The following is a 22,627-nucleotide window of genomic DNA, read 5'->3' on the forward strand; positions in this document are numbered from 1 at the left end:
GAATTGCGGCGCTGCCATAATCGGCGCAAACAAGAACGGGCCTGCATAAGCAGGCCCGTTGTCATTGGAAAGGTAAAAAGTGAATCAGGCTTCAGCCGTTTTGTGCAGCCTGTTCGTTCTCGAGAAACTCGTCTTCCAGCAGCGCATCGGCAGCGACTCTTTCGAACGGCACCACAGCGGCACGTGGTTTGCCCCGCAGTTTGCCGAACAGATGCTCAAGCGCGTGTTCAAGTTTTTCCGCCGCACCGTCGATTGCTTGCTCCAGGGTGTCGGCTTTATGAGTGACAGAAATCGGTTGGTGGCCTTTTGGCCGCGCTTCCAGCTGGCAGCGCATGTCATGGGGACCTGGCTTGTCGCCGTTCTCGTCCCGCAGATGAACCTCGACGCGTGTCAGGTCCTCTTCATAACGTTCAAGCGTGCTCTCAATGGTAGTACGTACCCACTCCTCCAGTCGGATGCTGCTTTGAATATGGTTATCGCTGTTGACTTGGATTTGCATAGTTCATCCCTTATTTCAGCTAGCTTGCGAGAGGCGCATCGGCTGGCCCTTGGGCGTCATCACCGTGACCTCTTACTTACACAATCGGTCTGCGCGCAGAACATTTCAACCCCTAAAAAAAGATAAATATGGATTCGCAAAAAAAGTCGGACAACGGCAAAAAGCGCTGTTAAGGTCGGGAGTTGGGTCGACTCGCTTCTTTGTCACAAATGCTCACATCTGCCGCTCCGCCAGTGGGTGCAGACTCCGGAAAATCCCCGCCTCCTCTACCAGCCAGTCATGCACCGCCCGCACGCCCGGATGGCTCAGTGCGCCGGGCGCATAGAGCAGCACGTAACGCTTGTGATTGGGCACCGCCAAACCGAACGGCACGATCAACGTCCCCCGCTCCAGCTCATCGTTGAGCAACGTTCGCCGCGCAATCGCTACACCCATGCCGGCAATCGCCGCTTCTATGGTCAGGTGATTGCGATTGAAGGTATGCCCGCGCCGCACGTCGGCCCCCTCGAAGCCAATGGCATTGAGGTAAAACTCCCATTCCGCGTACTCGTAACTGCCGCGCCAGGCGGTGATGTCGTGCAGCAGTGGAAAGTGCACCAGGTCCGCCGGACCGTGCAGCGGTGGTCGGCCGCGCAGCAGGCTCGGGGCGCAGACCGGGAAGATCTGCTCGTCGAGCAAGGCGGTGGATAACAATCCGGGATAACTGCCGTCATTCAGGTCGATCGCCAGGTCGAAATCACCCTCGTGCAACGGCACGCTGCTGTCCTCGGCCACCAGGCGCAATTGAATGTCCGGAAAGCGCTGCTGCAATCGCGGCAGACGTGGGGTCAGCCACTTGCTCAGGAACGATGGAATCGAACGCACCCGCAGAATCCCGCTGATCATTCCCGCGTCCAGTCGTCGCAATTCCGCATCGATGCTGCCGTAAGCCTCGTTGACCGTAATGGCCAGTCGCTGGCCTTCGGCGCTCAATTCCACGCCGCGAGCACGGCGGTGAAACAAGCGAAAGCCCAGTCGCTCTTCCAGTTGGCGGATTTGCTGACTGACCGCACCCGGCGTGATGTGCAGCTCTTCGGCGCAACGGGTGAACGACAAGTGCCGCGCGGCACAGGAAAACACGTGCAGCCAGACGTAAGTCTGGGCATGCAATTGGCGACTCATTGTTTAGTCCTGCTAAAGGCTGTCTTAGGAAGTTTCGTTGGTCACGTAGGACCGAGGTAGGCAGTATCGCCGACATTGCGCTTGTCCTACAAAAATGGCAGCGATTTCTCTTCCATTGCTTGTATAGGCTTTAGCATGGCTATCAGTGTTTTCGATCTCTTCAAAGTCGGCATCGGTCCGTCCAGTTCCCACACCGTCGGCCCGATGCGCGCCGCGGCGACCTTTGCCCAGGCACTGATTGACCAGGGTTTGCTCGATGCCGTACGTCGGGTAGAAATCCGCCTCTACGGTTCCCTCTCGGCCACCGGCGTCGGCCACGCCACCGATCGAGCTTGCGTCATGGGCCTGATGGGCGAATGGCCGGACAGCATTGATCCGACCACCATCGACAGCCGCATCCAGACCCTGCGCGAAAACGGCGAATTGTCTCTGGCCGGCAAAAAGACCATCGCCTTCAACTGGCAAAGCGATCTCCTGCTGCTCGACGAGAGTTTGCCTTACCACCCTAATGCCATGTCCCTGACAGCCTTCGGTGAAACCGGTGAACTGTCGGAGCAAACGTACTACTCGATTGGCGGCGGTTTCATCATCGAAGCGGCGGAAGCCGAGTCCGGCATCGCGCCGACCAGCGATGTGGTGCTGCCCTACGATTTTTCCAGTGCCGCCGAACTGCTCAAGCTCTGCAACCAGCACGGCCTGCGCGTTTCCGAGTTGATGATGGCCAACGAATTGGCCTGGCGCAGCGAAGCCGAAATCCGTCAGGGTCTGTTGCACATCTGGTCGGTGATGCGCGAGTGCGTCGAGCAAGGCCTGCGTCACGAGGGCATCCTGCCCGGCGGGCTGAATGTTCCGCGGCGTGCGGCGAAACTGCACCGCAGCCTGTTGGAAATCGGCAAGCCGAATGTCATCACGTCCACCTTGTCGGCCATGGAGTGGGTCAACCTGTTTGCCCTCGCCGTGAACGAAGAAAACGCAGCGGGCGGGCGCATGGTGACGGCGCCGACCAACGGTGCGGCAGGAATCATTCCGGCGGTGCTGCACTACTACATGAAATTCAACCCGGACGCGTCGGACGATGACGTTGTCGCGTTCTTTTTGGGCGCCGCGGCCGTAGGCATTCTCTGCAAGAAAAACGCGTCTATCTCCGGCGCCGAAGTCGGCTGCCAGGGTGAAGTCGGCTCCGCCTGCGCCATGGCCGCTGCCGGTCTGGCCGACATCCTCGGCGCCACGCCCGAGCAACTGGAAAACGCTGCCGAAATAGGCCTGGAACACAACCTCGGCCTGACCTGCGACCCGGTCGGCGGCCTGGTGCAAGTGCCGTGCATCGAACGCAATGCGATTGCTGCCGTGAAAGCGATCAACGCCACGCAAATGGCCCTGCGCGGCGACGGCAAACACTTCATCTCCCTGGACCGGGTGATCCGCACCATGCGCGATACCGGCGCCGACATGCATGACAAATACAAAGAGACTTCACGAGGCGGCCTGGCTGTCAGCTGGGTGGAGTGCTGAGGAGCGCTCCTTGACCGTCTGTAACACGTGAGCCCGAGCAAGAACAATAACGAGGCCAAACGATGACCGATGTACGTACACCTGCTGCCGATAATCCTGCTGTAGAACTCAAACGCGACACAGCAACAGTCACCAAGGGCTGGAGCAACACGACACCACCTGGATGCTCGGCCTCTACGGCACGGCGATTGGCGCCGGCACGCTGTTCCTGCCAATCAACGCCGGCGTGGGCGGTTTCTGGCCGCTGCTGATCCTGACACCTTGAGCAGCTTCATGGAGCATCAATTGCACATCGCCCCGCCACCGCGAGCGATTCTGTCGCTGGTGCTGATCCTCGGTCTGATGGCAATCGTACGTTGTGGCCAGGGCGTCATCGTCAAATGCATGAGCGTGCTGGTTTACCCGTTCGTCGCAGCGTTGCTGCTGCTCAGTTTCAGTCTGATCCCGAACTGGAACGGTGCGTTCTTCGCCACCGCCAGCGAAGGCATGCCGATGCCGCTGTTCTTCAAGACCTTGTGGCTGGCAATCCCGGTCATGGTGTTCTCGTTCAACCATTCGCCGATCATTTCCGCCTTCGCCGTTGACCAGAAACAGCGGTACGGCGAGCACGCCGAGCGCAAAAGCAGCGGCATTCTCGCCATCGCCCACGCCATGATGGTGGTGACGGTAATGTTCTTCTGCATCAGCTGCGTACTGGCCTTGTCCCCGGCCGATCTGGCGTCGGCGAAGGCACAGAACATCTCGATCCTGTCGTACCTGGCCAACCACTTCCAGACCCCGGTCATCGCCTACGCCGCGCCGCTGATTGCACTGGTGGCGATCACCAAATCCTTCCTCGGCCATTACATCGGCGCCAGTGAAGGCTTTCAGGGCCTGATCGTGAAAAGCCTGCGCGGTCGTGGCCGAGTGATGTCGGCGGGCTGGCTAAACCGCCTCACCGCGCTGGGCCGTGGCGACTTTCAACCCGAGCATCCTCGGCATGATCGAAACCCTCGGTGGGCCGATCATTGCGTGCCTGTTGTTCCTGATGCCGATGTACGCCATCCGCCGCGTGCCGGCCTTGCGCCAGTATTCGGGTCAGGCGTCGAACGTGTTCGTGGTGTTGATTGGTTTGATTGCACTGTCTGCGATCATCTACTCATTCATGCCCTGAATCGGGCAGGCAAAAAGAAGGCGAGCCATAGGGTCCGCCTCTTTTTTGCCACGTTCATTGTTCGACAATTTTTTCGGCACGTCCCTTGCTACATCACCGGCGAGGCAAAAGGACTTTTGAAAACCTCAGCGAGCGGCTTGCCGATGGTCTGGTCATGCGAACCAACCCGATCATGGCCGGTCAACAACTGCACGTTCAATCAGGCGGTGACGCATCATGGACAACCCTTTTCAGCTCCTTACCGATGCTTTTGCAGCGGACTATCAGATCAACCTGAGCATTCAAGGTCGGGACGGCAGCATCATGCTGACCCTCTCCAACAGCGGCCACGTGGTTGCCAAGCGGATGATCAGCGCCGAACAACGCAATGACCCCAAGCGCCTCAATCGCCTGGTGCAAAGCATTCAGTTCGGCATCGCCATCGAACAGGGCCACAGCGCCGTGGCCATCCTCGAAGCCATGACCGATGGCGACAATCGCAATCCGCCGCCACCCCAAGTCAAAGCCCGGCCCCGCCCGACCATGGGGCTTTAAATCTCGCCCTTCTCCACTTCGGGATGTTCACCGGAACCCGCACCGATCTTGCGTTGCGGGTTCTCGATCTTCACCGAAGGAAATTGCGACGAAGCGTAACGCACCACCAGAATCGCAAACGCCAGCAGCAGAATCCCGCCGCACAGGTAGATGATGCCGAGGTCCGGCGGATTGTGGTGCGAGACGTTGGAAATCAGCAGCCGCGTCAGCGCCGTGATCGCCACGTAGATAAGAAAGCGCACCGGCATGTGGTTGGTCTTGAAGTAAATCCCGACCATCGCCCCCAGTTCCAGGTAGATGAACAGCAGCAAGATGTCATCGATCTTGATGTCCCCTTCTTCGATCATCCCCAGAAATTCCATCACCGCCGCCCAGGCGGTTACCGCACCGATGGCGAACAGCGCCAGGTAATGGAAGGTCTCGACGAACAGGTTGCCCAGGGACTCGGCCAGTTGGTGCACGTTCTGCCGCAGGTTCTCGGCCCAGTTGATTTTCACGATGATTCTTCCTTAGCTCGGTACGAGCGGATGATGCGGGTTTGACGTGACGGTTGTTCTGCATGCAGAAAAAAGGCCAGTAGCCGTTTGGTGAGATGGCGATGGGCTGCTATTGGACACTTTATAGTGTTTGGACGGACGCCTTCGCGGGCAAGCCTCGCTCCTACAGATCACGCCATCCCGTAGGAGCGAGGCTTGCCCGCGAATGGAGCGACACGGTTTAACTGACAAACCCTGATTTCGGTCTACATTGAAAAGCCACTACCCAAAGCGCAGGGATTCGCTTATCCTTTTCGCTGTATATAAATACAGTGGTCGAAACAGACAACTATCGTGAAGGCATGTGAGGTGGTGAATGGCCGTCGAAGTGGTATACCGCAGCAGCCGAGATCTGGAGCGCTTGTTCATGGATAAAGCCGAAGCTGACCGTCATGACAAAATGCTCGAACTGGCTGAATTGCTGGCTGAAGTGTTGCAAAAAGCCGTTCCGTCCCTGACCGAACAGCAAGTGGAAGAAGCCGGGATCTACATGGCGAAGAATCGCGATGTATTTGCCAAGGCATTCAAGAGCCAGCCGGATGCTTTATCCGAACTGCTGAATGCGCCGGCTGAGGTGGTTGAAAAGGCTGAACCGGTAGAAGTGGCTGAAGCCGCTGAGCCGACCAAGCCAGCCAAAGCTGCCAAGACGCCGAAGTAAGTAGTGCCCGAATTGAATAGGCCCTGAGTCGAATGGCTCAGGGCCTTTTTCATGTTTGGAGTAAAGGTATGTCTCAGCGGTAAAGCACTTTCTCCGCCAACTCGTCCGCCACCCGTGCAGGGGAACGTTTTTCCGCCTGGGCATGGGCGAAGACTTCGGTCAGCCGCGAGGCGATTTTCGACAGATGTGCGGTGATGGTCGTGAGTTCTTCGCCACGGTGTTTGAGTGAAACGTAGATCAGCCCGCCGGAATTGATCACGTAATCCGGCGCATACAGAATCCCGCGCCGCTCCAGTTGATCGGCGACTTCCAAGTGGGTCAGCTGATTGTTCGCAGAACCTGCCACCGCCGAGCAGCGCAGTTGCGTCACGCTGTGGCTGTTGAGTACACCACCGAGGCCGCAGGGCGCGAGAATGTCGCACGGCGTACTGAGCAGCGCGTCGTTGGCAATCGGGTGAGCGCCCAGTTGTTCCATCGCCAATTGCACCTTGCCATGATCGATGTCGCTGACCAGCAGTTCGGCGCCGGCGGCGTGCAGCTGTTCGGCCAAGGCATAACCGACGTTGCCCAGACCCTGGATGGCCACTCGCAGGCCTTCGAGGTTATCGCTGCCCAGGCGAGCCATGGCGGTGGCACGAATGCCGGTGAACACGCCCATCGCTGCGTGAGGGGCAGGGTCGCCCGCTGAAGTGGTGCTGGTGACGTGTTGGGTCTCTTGGGCGATGCAATCCATGTCTGCCACCGAAGTGCCGCTGTCGATCGCGGTGATGTAGCGCCCGTCGAGCTGGTTGATGCAGCGTCCAAAGGCTTCGAACAGCGCGGCGCGGTTTTCCACATGGACCGGTCGCACAATCACCGCAACCCCGCCGCCCTGGGCCAGGCCGGCCAGCGCGGCCTTGTAACTCATGCCTTGAGCCAGGCGAATGGCATCCTCGACGGCGGACTCGTCGCTGGGATAGGCAAGGTAACGACATCCCCCCAGGGCAGGCCCCAGACGGCTGTTATGGATGGCAATGACCGCCTTCAACCCAGTGACCGAGTCGACGCTCAGATGCAGCGATTCAAGGCGAGTGCTTTGCATGAGAGCGAACATCGTCGGGCTCCCGAATCACTTCTTGGTAGTCGCCAGTATAGGCTTGCGCCCAAAATTTGCAGAAGCGCGCCGGAATAAGCAGCGCAGCCAAGCAGGCTTTCGGACATAACCTGAAACCGCATGTGTGCAGCACTGGACGAACGCCGCAGACGAGGCTAAAACGAGGCATTGCCGGGAGATTTTGATGACGCCGCGCCAACATTTTTTTGACTGCCTGCAACGATCACCGCCCGCGCTGTTCGAGGCGGCGCTGTGGATGGCGGCCGAGCACGACAAGGAGGTGGATCCCGAAAAGGTATTGGCAGACTTCCAAGACCTGCAACAACGGGTCAGCTATGGCTTGCCGATGCTGCCGGTGAGCGAATTGGCCCAGCCGCTGTTGCGGCGGATGAATGACCTGGGGTTCGCCCAGGACGACTTCACACCCCTGCGTCCGCAAGTGGCACTGCTCAATAAGGTGCTGGAACTCAGGCGCGGCCAGCCGCTGTCCCTTGGGCTGATAGCGCTGGAATTGGCCAAACGCCTGGAGATCCCCATGGTCGGAGTCAATTTCCCCGGGCACTTCCTGCTGCGGGTACCGGGCGCCGATCATCTGCTGGACCCTTGCGGCGGGCGCCGCTTGTACCCCAACGATTACCGTGAATTGCTGCAACGCCAGTACGGCCCGAACATGAAACTCAACGCCGAGCATTTGCTGACCGCCGAACCAGCGCAGATGCTGCAACGGCTGTCACGCAACCTGCGCCAGTTGCACGTTTCCCACGATGACTACATCGGCGCCTTGATCGACGCCGAACGCGTGCTGGAACTGGGCAACGCCAACGCCGCCGATTACCTCGCCCGGGCCAGCCTCTATCAACGGCTGGACTGCCCGAACGCCGAACGCTTCGACCTGGAGCATGCGCTGCTGCTCAGCGACGACCCGATCCAGCGGATTCGCCTGACTGAACGGCTGGGGCATCTCCCGCCAAACTCCATCGTCCATTGATCACTGCTCCTTGTAGGAGCGAGCGATGCGGCGACCCGACTTACCCGCGAACCAGGCGCCTCGGTCTATCAGAAATACCGCGTTATCGTTCTTCGCGGGCAAGTCGGGTCGCCGCATCGCTCGCTCCTACAGGGTTGAGTGTGGGCCGTTAAGGGGTATCTGGCTGGTTGGCCGGGTGGGCCTTGATGAAGGCTGAATGCGTAGCCGCCAACGCTGCCACTCGACGAATCCGTGGAAACGGCTCCAGTGAAATGTTGAAACGCTCGGCTGCGTACAGTTGGGGTATCAGATAGACATCCGCCAGGCCTGGCTGTGGCCCAAAGCAATAACCCTCATCCCCAATCAACTGCTCAATCGTCGCCAGCCCCTGGCTGATCCAGTGGCCGATCCACTCCACCACCTGCGGTTCATCGTGGCCCAATTGCCGCAGCTTGTTGAGCACGCTGACGTTGTGCAGCGGATGCACGTCGCAGCCAATCACCGCCGCAACGCCACGCTCATGAGCGCGCGCGGTAAGGTCCTTGGACAGCAGCGGCACCTGTGGATAACGTTCCTCCAGGTACTCGATGATGGCCGGTGACTGAATCAGCAACTCGCCTTCATCGGTGCGCAAGGCCGGCACCCGGCCTTGCGGGTTGATGGCCAGATACGGCGCTTGCCGATGCTCGCCACCTTGCGGTGCGATCAGGTTGACCGGCAGCGCCTGATAATCCAGGCCCTTCAGCGCCAACGCGATGCGCACCCGGTAAGAGGACGTCGAACGGTAGTAGGTATAGAGCTCCATGACCCAATCCTCTTAGCGCGCCGCGATCACTTTGCCACGGCATTCGCCGAAACCGATGGAGGCAAAACCGTCGCGGCTGCAACGGGCGCGCAGGATGATTTCGTCGCCGTCTTCAAGGAATTTACGCACCTCGCCCGACGCCAGCTCAATCGGCTTTTTCCCGCCCTCGGTGATTTCCAGCAAGCTGCCGAACTGACCGTTTTCCGGCCCCGACAACGTCCCCGAACCGAACAGATCACCGGCCTGCAACTGGCAGCCGTTGACGCTGTGGTGCGCGACCATTTGCGCCACGGTCCAGTACATGTGTTTGGTGTTGCTGAGGGTCAGACGATGGGCCGGCAGTTTTTGCTCGCGCAGGCCTTCGGTTAGCAACAGTACTTCCAGCTCGATATCGAACGCACCAGCGGCTTGATCACGCTTGTCGAACAGGTACGGCAGCGGCTGTGGGTCGCCTTCGGGGCGCGACGGTTGAGCACGACGGAACGGCTCCAGCGCTTCGGCTGTCACGACCCATGGCGAGATGCTGGTGATAAAACTCTTCGACAGGAACGGCCCCAGCGGCTGGTATTCCCAGGCCTGGATGTCGCGCGCCGACCAGTCGTTGAGCAGGCAGAAACCGGCGATGTGATCGGCAGCGTCGCCAATGGCGATCGAGTCGCCCATCTCGTTGCCCTGACCGATCCAGATGCCCAGTTCCAGTTCGTAATCCAGACGTGCGCACGGGCCAAACGTCGGCTCGGTCTGACCGGCCGGCAAGGTCTGGCCTTTCGGGCGGCGAACGTCAGTGCCGGACGGGCGAATGGTCGAGGCACGGCCGTGGTAGCCGATCGGTACGTATTTGTAGTTCGGCAGCAATGGGTTGTCCGGGCGGAACAGCTTACCGACGTTCTGCGCGTGCTCGATGCCGACGTAGAAGTCGGTGTAATCGTTGATTTTCGCCGGCAGGTGCATTTCGCAATTCGTCGCCAATGGCAGCAGTTTTGCGCCTTGGGCTTCGATCTTGCCGTGCAGGGTGCTGCCTTCAGCGAACAGTTCCAGCAGACGTTCGCGCAGTGCAACGCGAGCCTCGCGGCCCAGCTCGAAGAACGCATTCAGCTGACCGCCACGGGTGGCTTCAACTGCGGTTTTTGCGACGCCGTCGAACAGGCCCGCGTCCAGTGCGGCTTCCAGATCAAAAATGTGTTCGCCGATGGCCACACCGCTGCGCGGGGCCGAGCCATTGACGCTGAACACGCCCAGCGGCAGGTTTTGCAGCGGGAAATCAGCATGGCCGTTGGCGGAAGAAACCCAGCTGCGAGTGATGGAAGTCTGAGTCATGGGTTATCTCCGGGTCGGGTCGAAAGTGGCGGGCAGAGTGGCCCAGCAGGCATCGTAATTGTTTTGCAGTTGCGGGCAATCCAGTGCGAAACGGCTCGGGCGCAGCACTTGGCTGGTCTCGAACATGAACGCCATGGTGTTGTCGATTTTCGCTGGCGCGAGTTCGGCGTTGATCGCCTTGGTGCAGGTTTCGCCGTCCGGGCCATGCGCGCTCATGCAGCTGTGCAACGACGCGCCGCCAGGTACGAAGCCTTCGGCCTTGGCGTCGTACTCGCCCTTGATCAGGCCCATGAATTCGTTCATCAGGTTGCGGTGGAACCATGGCGGACGGAAGGTTCTCTCGGCCACCATCCAGCGCGGTGGGAAGATCACGAAGTCCAGATTGGCCAGACCGTGGACGCTGGTCGGCGACGTCAGGACGGTGAAAATCGACGGATCCGGATGGTCGAAACTGACCGTGCCGATGGTGTTGAAACGGCGCAGGTCATATTTGTACGGCACGTTATTGCCGTGCCAGGCGACCACGTTCAGCGGCGAATGGTCGAGCTCGCAGCCCCACAACTGGCCAAGGAATTTCTGCACCAGGGTGGTCGGTTGCTTGAGGTTTTCGTAATGCGCAACGGGCGTCAGGAAATCCCGGGCATTGGCCAGACCGTTACTGCCGATCGGCCCCAGGTCGGGCAGGCGCAGCGGCGCGCCGTGGTTTTCGGCGATGTAACCGCGAGCTTGCGGGTCGAGCAATTCGACACGGAATTTCAGACCGCGCGGCAGCACGGCGATTTCCAGCGGTTCCAGTTCCAGCACACCCAGTTCGGTGGCGATGCGCAGGCGACCCTGCTCAGGCACCAGCAACAGTTCACCGTCGGCATTGAAGAACACGCGCTCCATGGAACGGTTGGCGCGGTAGCTGTAGATGCTGATCCCGGCCGGTTTGTCTGCGCCCGAGTTCGCGGCCATGCTCACCAGCCCATCGATGAAATCGGTCGGCTCGGTCGGAATGTACAACGGGTTCCAACGCAGGCGATTGGGGGTCACTTCACCCAACGGACCACCGGCCAGTTGCCGATCCAGTTTGACGAACGCCGGGTGATTGGCCGACGGCTGAATCCGGTACATCCAGGTGCGCCGCGCTTCGCTGCGGGCCATGGTGAACGCAGTGCCGGAGAACAGTTCGGTGTACAGGCCGTAAGGGGCTTCTTGCGGGGAGTTCTGGCCGACAGGCAGTGCGCCAGGCAACGCTTCGCTGCTGAATTCGTTGCCGAAGCCTGACTGATAAGCCAGCGCTGGCGCCGTTGAATCGAGGTTCATGGAGCCTCCTGAACAGGGAGTAGGCAATGGCCTGTCGCTCTGCTGCAGAGGTCTCGGCACGCCGGGGTTATTTTTATCGTAATTCGATTACGCATAACGTAATTTGATTGGTATTGACCGTCAAGCTATAAAGACGCCCATTCGTCCCGGGATCAGACCGCCTTCATGGAAACGCCGCGCAACAACGATAAACAGAAAGTCCGCTCGGCCGAGGTCGGTACTGACATCCTCAAGGCCTTGGCCGAGTTGTCGCCTTCGACCTCGTTGTCGCGTCTGGCCGAACACGTGCAGATGCCTGCAAGCAAGGTTCATCGTTATTTGCAGGCGCTGATCGCCAGTGGTTTTGCCGAACAGAACACGGCCACCAACCACTACGGCCTGGGCCGTGAAGCCTTGCGCGTCGGCCTTGCCGCACTCAACAGTATGGACGTGCTGAAAGTAGCCGCCCTGCCCTTGGCCGAGTTGCGCGATGAACTGAACGAAACCTGCTTTTTGGCGGTATGGGGCAATCAGGGCGCGACCGTGGTGCACATCGAACCGGCGGTGCGTGCAGTGACGGTGGTGACGCAGTTGGGTTCGGTGCTGCCGTTGCTCAGCTCGTCCACCGGCCTGGTGTTCGGCGCATTTCTACCGAAACGGGAAACTGTAGATTTGCGCGATCTGGAGTTGCAAAACGCTGCCGACCACGTATTGGCCGACGATCAAACCTATATGGCCTTGTGCGAACAGATCCGCGAACGCGGCCTGCATCATGTACATGGACTGTTGATGCCAGGGGTGGACGCCTTGTCGGCACCGGTGTTCAACGCCGTGGGGGATGTCGCGGCGGTCTTGACCATCGTTGGCCCGACCTCACTCTTTCACGCCGACGAAAACGGCCCGGCGGCGCAGCGGTTAATGGCTGCGACGCGGGCCGTCAGTTGGCGGATGGGGTATCAGGCCGCCGATGTCAGTCGTTGAACCAGGCGCGATACCTGCGTTTAGCCATTGCCCTTACCTGATAGTGGTTTTGCTCGTGATGCTCTCTGGGTTGTCGAGAACCTCCTGAATGACTTCCAGCGCCCGCTCATGCAATCGAGGCTGCCCGGATATATAGGCAAACAGTTTTTCCACGGTATACACATCCGCTAGCAAACCGATCACGTCTTTCTGCAATTTGGTGACCTTCGACAGTCCATAAGTTGCCTTGCTCAGTGAGGCCAACTCAATCACCGCCTTGACGTAATGCTGCCGGGCCTTGGTCCTATTGCCCTCGGTATAAGCATGCACACCTTGCACCAGATTCTGAGTAAACAAGGTGACGCTCAATGCGATACCGACGGGGGCATAGACAATGGCGATAATACTCACCGCCGAAACGACGGCGTTGTACACCAGGCCGGTGATGATCTCTTCAAGGCTTTGCGTTTTCTCGTCGACGTCAGAGATGACCTTGGTCACCACGTCGTAGTAGCCCCCGTACAAATCCGTGACCCGACTGTTACGCTCCAGTGTTGGCGCCTTGGTAAAGTTGGCGACCTGTTCGAGATCTGTCAGGTAAGTACCGACCTCCGGCTGGTATTTCGCAAATGACCGATCATAGAAGTAATCACCGAGGCCGCGGGTTTTCACCGCACTCACGAAGTCTTTGAAAGGCCGCAGCTCGCATCCGTCCGGTGCATCCGGGGTGTACAGATATTCTTCGATCTTACCCGCAACGTGCAGCCTGAACACGAACGCCCCGACTATCAGACGCCCCTTGAGATGGAGTTTGAACAAGGCACTGTGTCGCACATCATCAGGCGATTCGCCCACGGGCCAGTCCGGTTGTGGAGAGTCAAACGCCGCGAAAACTTTCATCAACTCATCGAAGTGTTCCCGAACCAAACGCCCTGTGAATAGCGCCTGCTGGATTGCCACGCGCATCTGGCGTTGCATGATCGCGCCGTATAGCTGCTGCTTGAAAAAACCTTTAGATCGGTCGATGTGCGTTGAACGCAACATGTCGATGTACTTTTCACCTGGGCGCAGCGTTCGCGACCAAGCGGCAACTTCGTGAATGGAGAGTTTGGTGATAGGGGGATGGTCAGTCGCCTCTGTGAAACGCGGGACACCGTCTCGGACGGCATTGTCAGAGTAAAAATGCACCTCGTCAGCAATCAGTCGGGTCAGTGTTACCTGCTGACCCTGTGCGTATTCCACGAAAATCCGGTCAGGATTGATATCGACTTTTTCGCCTCTGGACAGGAGAACTTCTTCAATCTGCTGTTTTATCAACTGATGGCAAAAACGTTCATAACTGATAAACCCGCCTTCACGCACTTCAATGGTTTTCAATGCCCGGAGTTCACAATTCATCCGGGTGAAGTACTGACGCTCCTGCTGTGTAGCGGTCCGATAGCCATAGGGAGTGTGGCCTTCTTCCTGAGCCACGAGCCAGGCGCGATGGTTGTAAACAACGGTATTCAGAACTTCATTCCCTGTGTAAGGGGTAGGCACGAGCGAAACGCCACGCCAAACATTAGGCAGTTTGAAAACCTGTTTCATATAACCGCTGACGACCTCACGATCCAGCGCGTGGGAGCGCCATAGCAGATAGTCGCTTCCCTCTGAGTTTGCCGTCCAACCACCGATTTCCAAGCTCAATTGCCTAAGGGAAGGCAATTGGTACCAGTCCTTACCGCCAGGCGAATCGGGAGCATATAGCAGCCAGTCGTCCTGGCTCGGGCTGCGGCTACCAATAGCGACCAGCTCCAGGAGTGGGCGAGTGTCGTCACGCAGCTGCAATGGCGCGATCATCAGCTTGGCATCCCCGTCCACAGCACGTTGAACCCGTTGGAGACTGGTGTCGTCGAGATGCCCCTGGAGCTTCGCGCCAAAGGCACTCAGCAGCAATTGATCCCGGGTGATGCGGGCCATGGTGGCGACCACCTCACTGCGCTGGAACAGGGACCGGTATGAGGCGCCGTAGGCGGCCCGTACGTCCTCGGTCAACGCGTCCTCCAACCATTGCTGGTGTAGTCCGGAAGGAAGGCCTTCACCTTCAAACGTGATCCATCCCCGACGACCATGCTCGTGCAGGCCGCACAGCAGCAAATCCGTCAGAGAACGCTTGTCTTCCTGTGTGACTCGGCTCCCGGCCACATCAAAGATGTAACGGCTGGTGGTCATCAAGTTGTCGGGATCCAGCGTGCTGCCAAATTCCAACTGCAACATCTGGCTGGCCACGCTTTTTGCATAAGTCTGCACGCTGGAGTGATTTCCCAGTTGTATGTCCAGATCGGTTTGACTTGCGATCAACTGTTGTTCCAATTCGCCAAAGTGCAGTTGTTCGGTAACGCCGGCACGCTCAAGCCACTGCGGACGACTGCCAATATCAATGGGTAGATACTTGTTCATCATATTCATATTGTTGCCCTTTGAAATTTGGAATAACGTAGCGAGAACTCACCCCCACAAATTAGCCCAGGACAACAACGCACCATAGCCGCCAAGCAATACCAACTATTTACAACTTAAACCGCATGTAACACCGACGCATTTAAATCAAGCCCAATGACCGCCTTATCTACATAATCAATCCCACAAACCTAAAAGCTTGGCCTTTGCCACCGCTTGCGTTCTGCGTTCGACCTGCAATTTTCCGTGTATGCGCCGAGTGTGGGTTTTCACAGTATGTAACGAGATATACAGTGAATCGGCAATTTCTTGATTGGAATGACCGAGCGCAATCAGCTTCAGCACTTGCAGCTCACGCTGACTTAATGTTTCTGTCGCATCCGCACGATTGCAAAGTTGATGGCAAGACAGTAAAGAAGCTTGTTCGCCCTGTAACAGTAACGGCTGACGCTGGCGCAACTCGCTTAACGCTTGGAGTGTCTGATACCGCGCAACGTTGCGTAGGCCCTCCTGCAACATATCAATGGCCTTCGTGGTATGACCGTCACACCACAGTACTTCGGCCAAGGCCAGTTGTAATTCTGTGGCGAGCGCGAACATTCCACGCGCCTGCGCCAGTTTTATCAATGACTCAAGTTGTGGTGCAGCGTCGACTGAATCTGGCGCTGACCGATCCCTGGCGATGATCAACAAATATTCAATGCGCGGAATCAGCTCAAGAGTGGCCGGGGGGGCCTGTCGCGCCTGCGGCCCACGATAGTGATTGAGCACACGCTTCAAGGCCTCGCACGCCAGTTCGGCGCGTCCCTGCTGCAACCAGAAATGACTGCTGACTTGTAATAACACGCCACGGTAAACCGTGTCCGGGATCTGCCGCTGCTGCATCAGTCGCTCGGCATCGCGCAATCGTATAAAGGCCTGAGTGTAATCGCCCCGGTTGGCCGCCAACTGCGCCTGTCCGAGATACCCATACAACACTCGCTTGTCATGACTGCGCAGACAGTCATCCAGACCGCGTTGAAAAAACTCGGCGGCCTGTTCTTCCTGCCCCATGCTCAATGCCAATCGCCCCCGACGCAGAGCGATACGCCCGAGCAACGGCGTCGGCCGCTGCGCCTGCTGGCAAAGTAAATCATGCATGTTTGCCAACAGGCTTTGCGCACGGGCCGGGGATCCGCGTTGCTCCAGCAGTTGCGCGTGATCAAGCTCAAGCAAACCTTCAAACAGTAAAGCGCCCTGGGCACGAGTCAGGCACAGGGCCTCACGATTGATCGCTTGGGCCAATTCCAGCTCACCGCACAACAGGGCCTGCTGGGTCTGTCCGGACAGGCACAACAAACGTGCCTGCCAGGCGTCAGCCCCCAGCTCGGCCAATGCTTGCCGAAAATGCTCACTCGCCGCCTCCATCCGCCCCTGCAAATGCAGCAGCCAACCCTGCTGAGCCTGCCACCGTGCAATCAGTTGCCGCTGCAGAGTCGCCGACGGCTGAGGGGTGAACCGTGACAACCGCTCGATGCAATCGCCGGCTTGCTCGAATCGCCCGGCAAACAACAACGCCGCCGTGATCAGCCCGACCAATTGCGGCGAGCCGAACATCAGCGCTTCGCCTTGTTGCTCGTACAACCGCAACAACAGCACGACCGTCTGCTCCTCGAACAAATGCTCGAAACTGAAATGCTGCAACAGGCTGACGGCGACCTCAAACTCCTCAGCCAGCAAGGCCTGTTCGAACGCGGCTTTCCAGTCCAGCTCAGCGGCAAACCACTGGCAGGCGCGGCGATGCCAGGAACGTCCGGCCGGCCATTGCTCATCGCGCATCAATTGCGTGAGTGGTGGGAAGATCTGCAGCCAGTCGGCCGAGTCATGCCAGGGCTCGATAAAGCACCCCAGGTCCTGCAACGTCTTCAGACATTGCGCGCCCTCCCCCGCGCCAAACAGGTGATCGCACAGCCGTGCATTGAACCGCGGCAAATGCGCGAGCACCCGCCAGACTTCCGTCAGCTCCGGGGTCAGGCTGGTGAACAGTTCGTGTTCGAGGTAATCGAGCAACGTGTCCGGTCGGCTGTGATGCGGGTCGTTGCGCGACCAGTCGCATTTTTGCAGCAGCGCAACGCGCACACCGGCGCACCAGCCGCCACTGCGCTGGATGATTTTGCTGGCGGCAGTGCCGGCGTCGGCCGGTGTCAGGTGACGCAATAGCGAGGCGATTTCAGTTTGATTGAAGGCCAGCGTGGCGCGCTCGCATTCGTACAGTTCGTCATCGAGCAATAACCGTGGCCAATTGCATTGTGGGCGACGGCGGGCACCCAGCCACCAGGTCAGCATCGGACTGCTGACGGCCAGCATGCGATCGAGCAGGTGATCGAGTTCCGGGTTCGGAACGCGGCAATAATCATCGAGAAACAGCCAGGTCGGCGCCTGCAATCGAGCCAGCGCGCCGAGCATTGCCGACTCTTCTGACGACGCCAGCCCCAGCGCTTCTGCCACACGCTGACGAAAATCCGCCGCACTCATTACCACGCCGGACAACGGTAACCAGCACACCCGGCACTGCGACGGCGCCTGCAACAGGCAGTCGGCGAGCAGCGCGGTCTTGCCGCTGCCAGCCGGTGCGCACAGTAATTTCACTCGTGACGTGGAAGCCAGCAAGGGCTCGGTCAATCGATCACGCGACAGGTGATGAGAGGACAGACGGGGCAGGAATCCAGAACGGTCAAGACACGGGGTCATGGCGGTCATTGCGGCGTGCCTTTTTATAATTGTCCGGCAACCCTAGCCCTCTCTAACCCGCTTGTTGAGAAGTATTCAGGACGCTGATTGGCAGCCATAAAAAAGGCGACCCCCTGGTCGCCTTTTGCGTTGCGAATGTATCTAGTCCCTTACCGAACGCCCTCCGCGCGCAACGCCGATGGTGTGTAGTCCGCGGCCTTGGCTTCGAAGCCGAATTCAAAGCTGTGCTTCTCTTCGTTCTTCATCCCCAACGCAATGTACCGACCGGCAATGATGTCGTAGAGCGCTTCCAGTGTGTACGCCTGGGCCTGGTGATCGTAGTAGTACTGGGCGTGACCCTCGGCCACTCGCCACAGTTGACCGCGACCGTCGTAGTGGTCCACCAGCGCCACTTGCCAGCTGTCTTCGTCGATGTACATATGGCGTTTGGCGTAGATGTGCCGCTCACTTGGCTTGACCGTGCCGATCACTTCCCAGACGCGATGCAGTTCATAGCGGGTCAGGTCCTGGTTGATGTGGCCGGCCTTGACGATGTCGTCGTACTTGAGGCTCGGGGAGTCGAGTTTGTAGCTGTTGTAGGGGATGTACATTTCCTTCTTGCCGACCAGTTTCCAGTCGTAGCGATCCGGCGCACCGGAAAACATGTCGAAGTTATCGGAAGTACGCAAACCATCGGCGGCGGTGCCCGGCCCGTCGTAAGCCACTTGCGGCGCACGACGCACTCGACGTTGGCCGGCGTTGTAGATCCACGCCAGGCGCGGCTCTTTCACTTGGTCGAGGGTTTCGTGCACCAGCAGCACGTTACCCGCCAGACGCGCCGGCGCGGTTACCGACTGCTTGAAAAAGGTCAGCACGTTGGCGGCTTTTTCCGGGGCCAGATCCTTCATCAATTGCGGGACGGCGATCTCTTCCTCGAAGCGGATCGACGTGTAGCTGCCGTTGGTTTGCGGCGTCACCTGAGTGATGATGCGTCGCAGGTTGCCCCCGTGATAACGGGTGATGTGGTTCCACAACACCTCCACGCCGGTTTTCGGAATCGGGAACGCGTAGTAGCGGTTGCCGGTGAAGTTGGCCAGGCCGTTACCCTCGTTGATGCTGTTCACGTTCAGCGCGCTGCGCTTGGCCGACTCGTAGATTTCCGGTGGCACGGCCACGGTGCGGTGAGTCGGGTAGACCGGGATCTTGTAGGTTTCCGGGTAGCGCTTGAACATCGCCACCTGGCCTTCCGAAAGTTTGTCCTTGTACTTGTCGACGTTGGCCGGGGTAATGACGAACAGTGGTTTTTCGCTGGCGAACGGGTCTGCCAGGAAGCCCTTGCTGTCCACCGCTCCAGCGTTTTTCGGGATGCCACCGGTCCACGCCGGGATCGAGCCATCGGCGTTACCGGCCTTCTCGGCGCCGAGCGGCGTGAGGGTGGTGCCAAGTTTGTTGGCTTCGTCCGGAGACACCGCCGCCATCACGTTGGCAGCCAGCAGGCTCAAGGCCAGGGCGCCGCATTGCAGAATCATCTTGCGCATCAAATTCATCCTTCTCAGCCAGATCAGAAGTTCACGCCGAAGCTCAGTGCCAGGAAGTCGCGGTCTTCCAGGGTGTTGTAGTCACCGCCGAAGAAATCGGTGTAACTGAGGCTCGCGGTATAGGTGTTGCGGTAGTCGGCATCGACGCCGACGCTGACGGCCTTGGCGCCTTCGTTGAACAGCCCGTTGGGGCCATAGCCTGCGACGTCATGGGACCAGGACAGGTTGGGTTTGAGGTTGATCCCGCCGATCACGTTGGCGTAATCAAGGATCGCCCGGGCGCGGTAGCCCCAGGAGGTCGAGGTGACGAAGCCTTCGGTATCGCCCCCGAAACCGTATTGGCCATAGACCGAGTCGCGGCCGTAACGCAGATTGCTGCGCGACTCCAGACCTCCGACGTGAACCACCGCCGCTTCGCCGACCAGGGTCAAGCGCTGGGCGCCCCACACCTGATCGAAGAACTGCGTGAGGGTGCTCTGGATCTGCGTGATTTCCTTGCGACGATAGCCTTTGTTGTCGGCGCCGGGAGTGGTGGCGATCGGAGATGCGGCGCCGCCGGCAATCGGGTTGACCATTGCCAGGGTCAGGTCGTTGGTGCTGACTTGCACCGGAGCATTAGGGCGATAACTGATCTCGCCGCTCCACGCGGTGCCGGTCGGCAAGGTGGTGGAGAAACTCGCACCGTAGAGACGAATGTCTTCCGGGTATTCGAGGTAATACTGACCGCGTCCGAGCATCACGCTTTGCGCCAGGCCTGCCCCGCTGCCTGGGGCCAGACGGTTGGCAACACTCACCATCCCCGGCAGGCTGGCCAGCGTCGACAGACCGGCGGTGGTGGTGCCGACAGTCGGTGTGCGGCTGTGGTAATTCATGAAATACAGGCCGTACTCGGTGTCGTCACCGAGCCAGCGCAATGCGGTGCCCCACTGCCCGGAATCCCGCGCATCGCGGTCACCACCACGGGGGACGACCACGCCCTCGCGGGTTACCTGGATCGGTTGGCCGAAGGCAGCCGCCAATGGCGCCAATGGGGCAATCGCGGGGCTGCCGACGGTGTAGTTGTTGTTGCAACCATCCGCCACCACGTCGTTGCCGAAGAAGGTGCCGCAGTTGTCGACGACGGTCTGGTCCCACTCCAGTTGATAGAAACCTTCCACCGAGAGCTGATCGGTCAAGCCCTGAGAGGCGAACAGCATGTTTACCGGAATCAGACCCTCCTTGATCTCGGCCCCCGGACGACGGAACGCCGAGACGTCGATCGGGTTGATGCTGTTGATCGAGTTGCCGATGAAGGTACTTTCGCCCCAGCTGACCACCTGCTTGCCGGCGCGCACGGAGCCTGGCAAATCGGCGATCGAATAGTTGTGATAGACGAAGGCATCGAGAATCTGCGCACCGGAGGACTTGGCGCCTTCTTTGCGCCCACTGTCGCTGATCGGCTTGAACTCGCGAGTTTCGTCCTTGAGCTCGAAGTCGTACCAGTACTTGCCACGGACGAACACGCCGGTGTCGCCGTATTTCAATTCAAGATCGTGCAGCCCTTTGAAGATCTTGGAGAAGGTTTCGCCCTTCTTGAAGTTCAGCCGGCCGTCATCACCGGTCGAAGACTGACCGGTCCCGCCGTTGACGGTGCCCACCAAAGACTTATCGGCATCGCGCATGCCCCAACTCGCGCCGACGGACAGCGAGGAGTCGAACGTCCCCTCGATTTCGCCGATGTTGAATGCAACCGCTTGCGCCTGGGCACAGCAGCCCAAGGCAACCGCAGCGGCCAGCGCTTGCGGTGTGAAGATGGCGCGCATTGTTGTTTTTGTCATGCGTCTTCCCCGGTGAGTGACAGAAGGCCCCACCCTACTGCCGCACGTTGGGAGCGATAAGCGCACCAAGGAGGTATTCGTGGTGTACCTCTAAAGGATGAATGGCCTGATGGGGCGGGGGTTTGCGCCGGTATGGATGGGCTGGATGGCGGGTTATCAGTCAGATGCATGGCGGGAGGCTGGCACCGCCCCCCCGTAGCAGCTGTCGAGCAGCGCGAGGCTGCGTTCGGTTCAGGCCGCGGTCGAAGGAACTAGTCGTAATTTCAGGCAATGCGGTACATCAGGGAGACCGCAGGCGCAGGTTTTACGACGACTTCGTCGCCGAACGCAGCCTCGCGCTGCTCGGCAGCTGCTACAGGGGACGTGGCGCCGCGCACTGTTACTCATGCTGCAACAGAGCATGTCGCGAATCGCTGTTTTTCCTTTGGGCTCAACGCCTTATTCTTGCCGGGCTTTCACGGTGAACAGCCTGGAAGCGCGAAGCGATGGTGGTGATGAGCCCGCGCCATTGGCGACAGAATCCAGATGAATCGATGCTTTTCGATTGATCGCCCCGAGTTCACTGACGTTGATTTGTAGCTCCTTGATCCAACGTCTTACTTTGGCCGCTGCGTTTGCAGCGGCCTTTTTTATGGGCGATGGTTTTGTGGCGGGGGAACAATCGGGGGAATGGCAGGGCTCAGATAAGCCCTGCGGAAGGCATCAGGGTCACAACGAATACTTCTGCAAATTCCCCATCATTTCCTTCAACGCCTCAATATTGTCCTTCGGATGCGCCGCCCCTTCGAAATCACAAATCCGCTCCCACTGCGCCGCCACATCTTCCGGCGAGAAACCCACCCGCGGATCAAACCCGGCGCCCAGGCTGCGTTCCCAACGCACTTTGCCCATCCAGCCGCCGCCGACTTCAAACAACCCGGAAGTCTCCTGGCAATTCTCACTCGCCAAATACACCACCAACGGGCTCACCAGTTCCGGCTTGAGTTGCTCGAACACTTGCGGCGGGATCAGGCCTTCGGTCATGCGAGTGCCGCCGGTGGGCGCGATGGCGTTGACCAGGATGTTGTTCTTGCGGCCTTCGATGGCGAGTGTGCGGGTCAGGCCGTAGAGGCCGAGTTTGGCCATGCCGTAGTTGGACTGGCCGAAGTTGCCGTAGATGCCCGAGGTCGAGGCGGTGAAGATCACGCGGCCATAGTTTTGCTCGCGCATGTGCGGCCAGGCGGCGCGGGTGACTTTGTAGGCGCCTTCGACGTGGACGCGGTAAACCAGGTCCCAATCGGCGTCGTCCATTTTGTGGAAGGTCTTGTCGCGCAGGATCCCGGCGTTGTTGACCACGACGTCGATGCGACCGAACGCGTCGAGGGCGTGCTGGACGATTTTGTCGCCGTCGGTGACGGAGTCGTGGTTGGCTTCGGCGATGCCACCCGCCTCGCGAATTTCCGCCACTACGCGGTCTGCTGCCGACGCGTTGGCGCCTTCCCCTTGAGCCGAGCCGCCGAGATCATTGACCAGCACTTTGGCACCCTGCTTTGCGAACAGCAGCGCGTGCGCCCGGCCCAGGCCGCCGCCTGCACCCGTGACGATCACTACTTTATCTTCGAAGCGCACAGACTCATTCATGGGGAACTCCAGCAGACCAGGG

Annotated in this window: 16 protein-coding genes and 2 pseudogenes; 6 read left to right on the plus strand and 12 right to left on the minus strand. The window is 59.3% G+C overall.

The window, feature by feature from the left end; translation table 11 throughout:
- Positions 1-91: 91 nt before the first annotated feature.
- Positions 92-499 (minus strand): HPF/RaiA family ribosome-associated protein, encoded by a 408-nt coding sequence (locus tag EYC95_RS15520; RefSeq protein ID WP_054049780.1) that lies wholly within the window; start codon positions 497-499, stop codon positions 92-94.
- Between the two features lie 213 nt (positions 500-712).
- Entirely contained in the window at positions 713-1,660 is a 948-nt protein-coding gene (locus tag EYC95_RS15525; RefSeq protein WP_131061147.1) for a LysR substrate-binding domain-containing protein, read from the minus strand.
- Positions 1,661-1,795: 135 nt separating this feature from the next.
- Between EYC95_RS15525 and EYC95_RS15530 the strand changes: the two genes are divergently transcribed.
- From EYC95_RS15530 to EYC95_RS15540, 3 genes and pseudogenes are all read left to right on the plus strand, one after another.
- On the plus strand, positions 1,796-3,172 hold the full coding sequence (locus EYC95_RS15530; RefSeq protein WP_131061148.1) for an L-serine ammonia-lyase: 1,377 nt from the start codon (positions 1,796-1,798) through the stop codon (positions 3,170-3,172).
- A gap of 62 nt (positions 3,173-3,234) precedes the next feature.
- Positions 3,235-4,325, plus strand: a pseudogene (locus EYC95_RS15535) (HAAAP family serine/threonine permease).
- A gap of 216 nt (positions 4,326-4,541) precedes the next feature.
- Complete coding sequence (locus EYC95_RS15540) at positions 4,542-4,859, plus strand: DUF3509 domain-containing protein (protein ID WP_131061149.1); 318 nt, start codon at positions 4,542-4,544, stop codon at positions 4,857-4,859.
- Here EYC95_RS15540 and EYC95_RS15545 read toward each other — a convergent pair.
- Complete coding sequence (locus EYC95_RS15545; protein WP_131061150.1) at positions 4,856-5,356, minus strand: phosphate-starvation-inducible protein PsiE; 501 nt, start codon at positions 5,354-5,356, stop codon at positions 4,856-4,858. The genes EYC95_RS15540 and EYC95_RS15545 overlap by 4 nt on opposite strands.
- A gap of 355 nt (positions 5,357-5,711) precedes the next feature.
- On the opposite strand from EYC95_RS15545, the pseudogene EYC95_RS15550 reads away from it, so the two are divergent.
- Positions 5,712-5,966 (plus strand): annotated as a pseudogene (locus tag EYC95_RS15550) (YebG family protein); the annotation flags it as partial.
- A 160-nt stretch (positions 5,967-6,126) separates the two neighbouring features.
- Here the strand turns inward: EYC95_RS15550 and EYC95_RS15555 are convergent.
- A complete protein-coding gene (locus tag EYC95_RS15555) occupies positions 6,127-7,146 on the minus strand; it encodes a Glu/Leu/Phe/Val dehydrogenase dimerization domain-containing protein (RefSeq protein ID WP_131061152.1) in 1,020 nt (339 codons plus the stop codon).
- Between the two features lie 184 nt (positions 7,147-7,330).
- On the opposite strand from EYC95_RS15555, the gene EYC95_RS15560 reads away from it, so the two are divergent.
- Entirely contained in the window at positions 7,331-8,134 is an 804-nt protein-coding gene (locus EYC95_RS15560) for a SirB1 family protein (protein WP_131061153.1), read from the plus strand.
- Positions 8,135-8,282: 148 nt separating this feature from the next.
- On the opposite strand, the gene maiA is transcribed toward EYC95_RS15560, so the two are convergent.
- From maiA to hmgA, 3 genes are read right to left on the minus strand one after another with little or no spacing between them, the layout of a single operon-like run.
- The gene (gene maiA / locus EYC95_RS15565) at positions 8,283-8,918 is read right to left on the minus strand and encodes a maleylacetoacetate isomerase (RefSeq protein ID WP_131061154.1); all 636 of its coding nucleotides are present in this window, start codon (positions 8,916-8,918) and stop codon (positions 8,283-8,285) included.
- Positions 8,919-8,930: 12 nt separating this feature from the next.
- Positions 8,931-10,235, minus strand: a complete 1,305-nt coding sequence (gene fahA, locus EYC95_RS15570; RefSeq protein WP_131061155.1) for a fumarylacetoacetase — start codon at positions 10,233-10,235, stop codon at positions 8,931-8,933.
- A gap of 3 nt (positions 10,236-10,238) precedes the next feature.
- Positions 10,239-11,543 carry a homogentisate 1,2-dioxygenase gene (gene hmgA, locus EYC95_RS15575; RefSeq protein WP_131061156.1) on the minus strand — a complete coding sequence of 435 codons (1,305 nt, stop codon included), beginning with the start codon at positions 11,541-11,543 and terminating at the stop codon, positions 10,239-10,241.
- Between the two features lie 165 nt (positions 11,544-11,708).
- Between hmgA and EYC95_RS15580 the strand changes: the two genes are divergently transcribed.
- On the plus strand, positions 11,709-12,503 hold the full coding sequence (locus EYC95_RS15580) for an IclR family transcriptional regulator (protein WP_131061157.1): 795 nt from the start codon (positions 11,709-11,711) through the stop codon (positions 12,501-12,503).
- Between the two features lie 33 nt (positions 12,504-12,536).
- Here the strand turns inward: EYC95_RS15580 and EYC95_RS15585 are convergent, their stop codons facing one another.
- The 5 genes from EYC95_RS15585 to EYC95_RS15605 all read right to left on the minus strand — a co-directional run bounded on the left by EYC95_RS15585 (position 12,537) and on the right by EYC95_RS15605 (position 22,605).
- Positions 12,537-14,930, minus strand: a complete 2,394-nt coding sequence (locus EYC95_RS15585) for a dermonecrotic toxin domain-containing protein (protein ID WP_131061158.1) — start codon at positions 14,928-14,930, stop codon at positions 12,537-12,539.
- Between the two features lie 168 nt (positions 14,931-15,098).
- A complete protein-coding gene (locus tag EYC95_RS15590; protein WP_131061159.1) occupies positions 15,099-17,660 on the minus strand; it encodes a LuxR C-terminal-related transcriptional regulator in 2,562 nt (853 codons plus the stop codon).
- A gap of 140 nt (positions 17,661-17,800) precedes the next feature.
- Positions 17,801-19,168, minus strand: coding sequence for a DUF1329 domain-containing protein (locus EYC95_RS15595; protein WP_131061160.1), 1,368 nt, complete (start codon positions 19,166-19,168; stop codon positions 17,801-17,803).
- Between the two features lie 23 nt (positions 19,169-19,191).
- Positions 19,192-20,985 (minus strand): DUF1302 domain-containing protein, encoded by a 1,794-nt coding sequence (locus EYC95_RS15600; RefSeq protein ID WP_131061161.1) that lies wholly within the window; start codon positions 20,983-20,985, stop codon positions 19,192-19,194.
- Between the two features lie 708 nt (positions 20,986-21,693).
- Positions 21,694-22,605 (minus strand): SDR family oxidoreductase, encoded by a 912-nt coding sequence (locus EYC95_RS15605; RefSeq protein WP_131061162.1) that lies wholly within the window; start codon positions 22,603-22,605, stop codon positions 21,694-21,696.
- Positions 22,606-22,627 lie beyond the last annotated feature (22 nt).

The sequence above is a fragment of the Pseudomonas sp. BGI-2 genome, assembly GCF_004310295.1.
In the GTDB taxonomy this organism is placed as follows: domain Bacteria; phylum Pseudomonadota; class Gammaproteobacteria; order Pseudomonadales; family Pseudomonadaceae; genus Aquipseudomonas.

Excerpts from the sequence above, each read along its gene's own strand:
- EYC95_RS15520 (WP_054049780.1), bottom strand. The coding sequence starts at position 499 with ATGCAAATCCAAGTCAACAGCGATAACCATATTCAAAGCAGCATCCGA.
- EYC95_RS15525 (WP_131061147.1), bottom strand. The coding sequence starts at position 1,660 with ATGAGTCGCCAATTGCATGCCCAGACTTACGTCTGGCTGCACGTGTTT.
- EYC95_RS15530 (WP_131061148.1), top strand. The coding sequence starts at position 1,796 with ATGGCTATCAGTGTTTTCGATCTCTTCAAAGTCGGCATCGGTCCGTCC.
- EYC95_RS15540 (WP_131061149.1), top strand. The coding sequence starts at position 4,542 with ATGGACAACCCTTTTCAGCTCCTTACCGATGCTTTTGCAGCGGACTAT.
- EYC95_RS15555 (WP_131061152.1), bottom strand. The coding sequence starts at position 7,146 with ATGTTCGCTCTCATGCAAAGCACTCGCCTTGAATCGCTGCATCTGAGC.
- EYC95_RS15560 (WP_131061153.1), top strand. The coding sequence starts at position 7,331 with ATGACGCCGCGCCAACATTTTTTTGACTGCCTGCAACGATCACCGCCC.
- maiA (WP_131061154.1), bottom strand. The coding sequence starts at position 8,918 with ATGGAGCTCTATACCTACTACCGTTCGACGTCCTCTTACCGGGTGCGC.
- fahA (WP_131061155.1), bottom strand. The coding sequence starts at position 10,235 with ATGACTCAGACTTCCATCACTCGCAGCTGGGTTTCTTCCGCCAACGGC.
- hmgA (WP_131061156.1), bottom strand. The coding sequence starts at position 11,543 with ATGAACCTCGATTCAACGGCGCCAGCGCTGGCTTATCAGTCAGGCTTC.
- EYC95_RS15580 (WP_131061157.1), top strand. The coding sequence starts at position 11,709 with ATGGAAACGCCGCGCAACAACGATAAACAGAAAGTCCGCTCGGCCGAG.
- EYC95_RS15585 (WP_131061158.1), bottom strand. The coding sequence starts at position 14,930 with ATGAATATGATGAACAAGTATCTACCCATTGATATTGGCAGTCGTCCG.
- EYC95_RS15590 (WP_131061159.1), bottom strand. The coding sequence starts at position 17,660 with ATGACCGCCATGACCCCGTGTCTTGACCGTTCTGGATTCCTGCCCCGT.
- EYC95_RS15595 (WP_131061160.1), bottom strand. The coding sequence starts at position 19,168 with ATGCGCAAGATGATTCTGCAATGCGGCGCCCTGGCCTTGAGCCTGCTG.
- EYC95_RS15600 (WP_131061161.1), bottom strand. The coding sequence starts at position 20,985 with ATGACAAAAACAACAATGCGCGCCATCTTCACACCGCAAGCGCTGGCC.
- EYC95_RS15605 (WP_131061162.1), bottom strand. The coding sequence starts at position 22,605 with ATGAATGAGTCTGTGCGCTTCGAAGATAAAGTAGTGATCGTCACGGGT.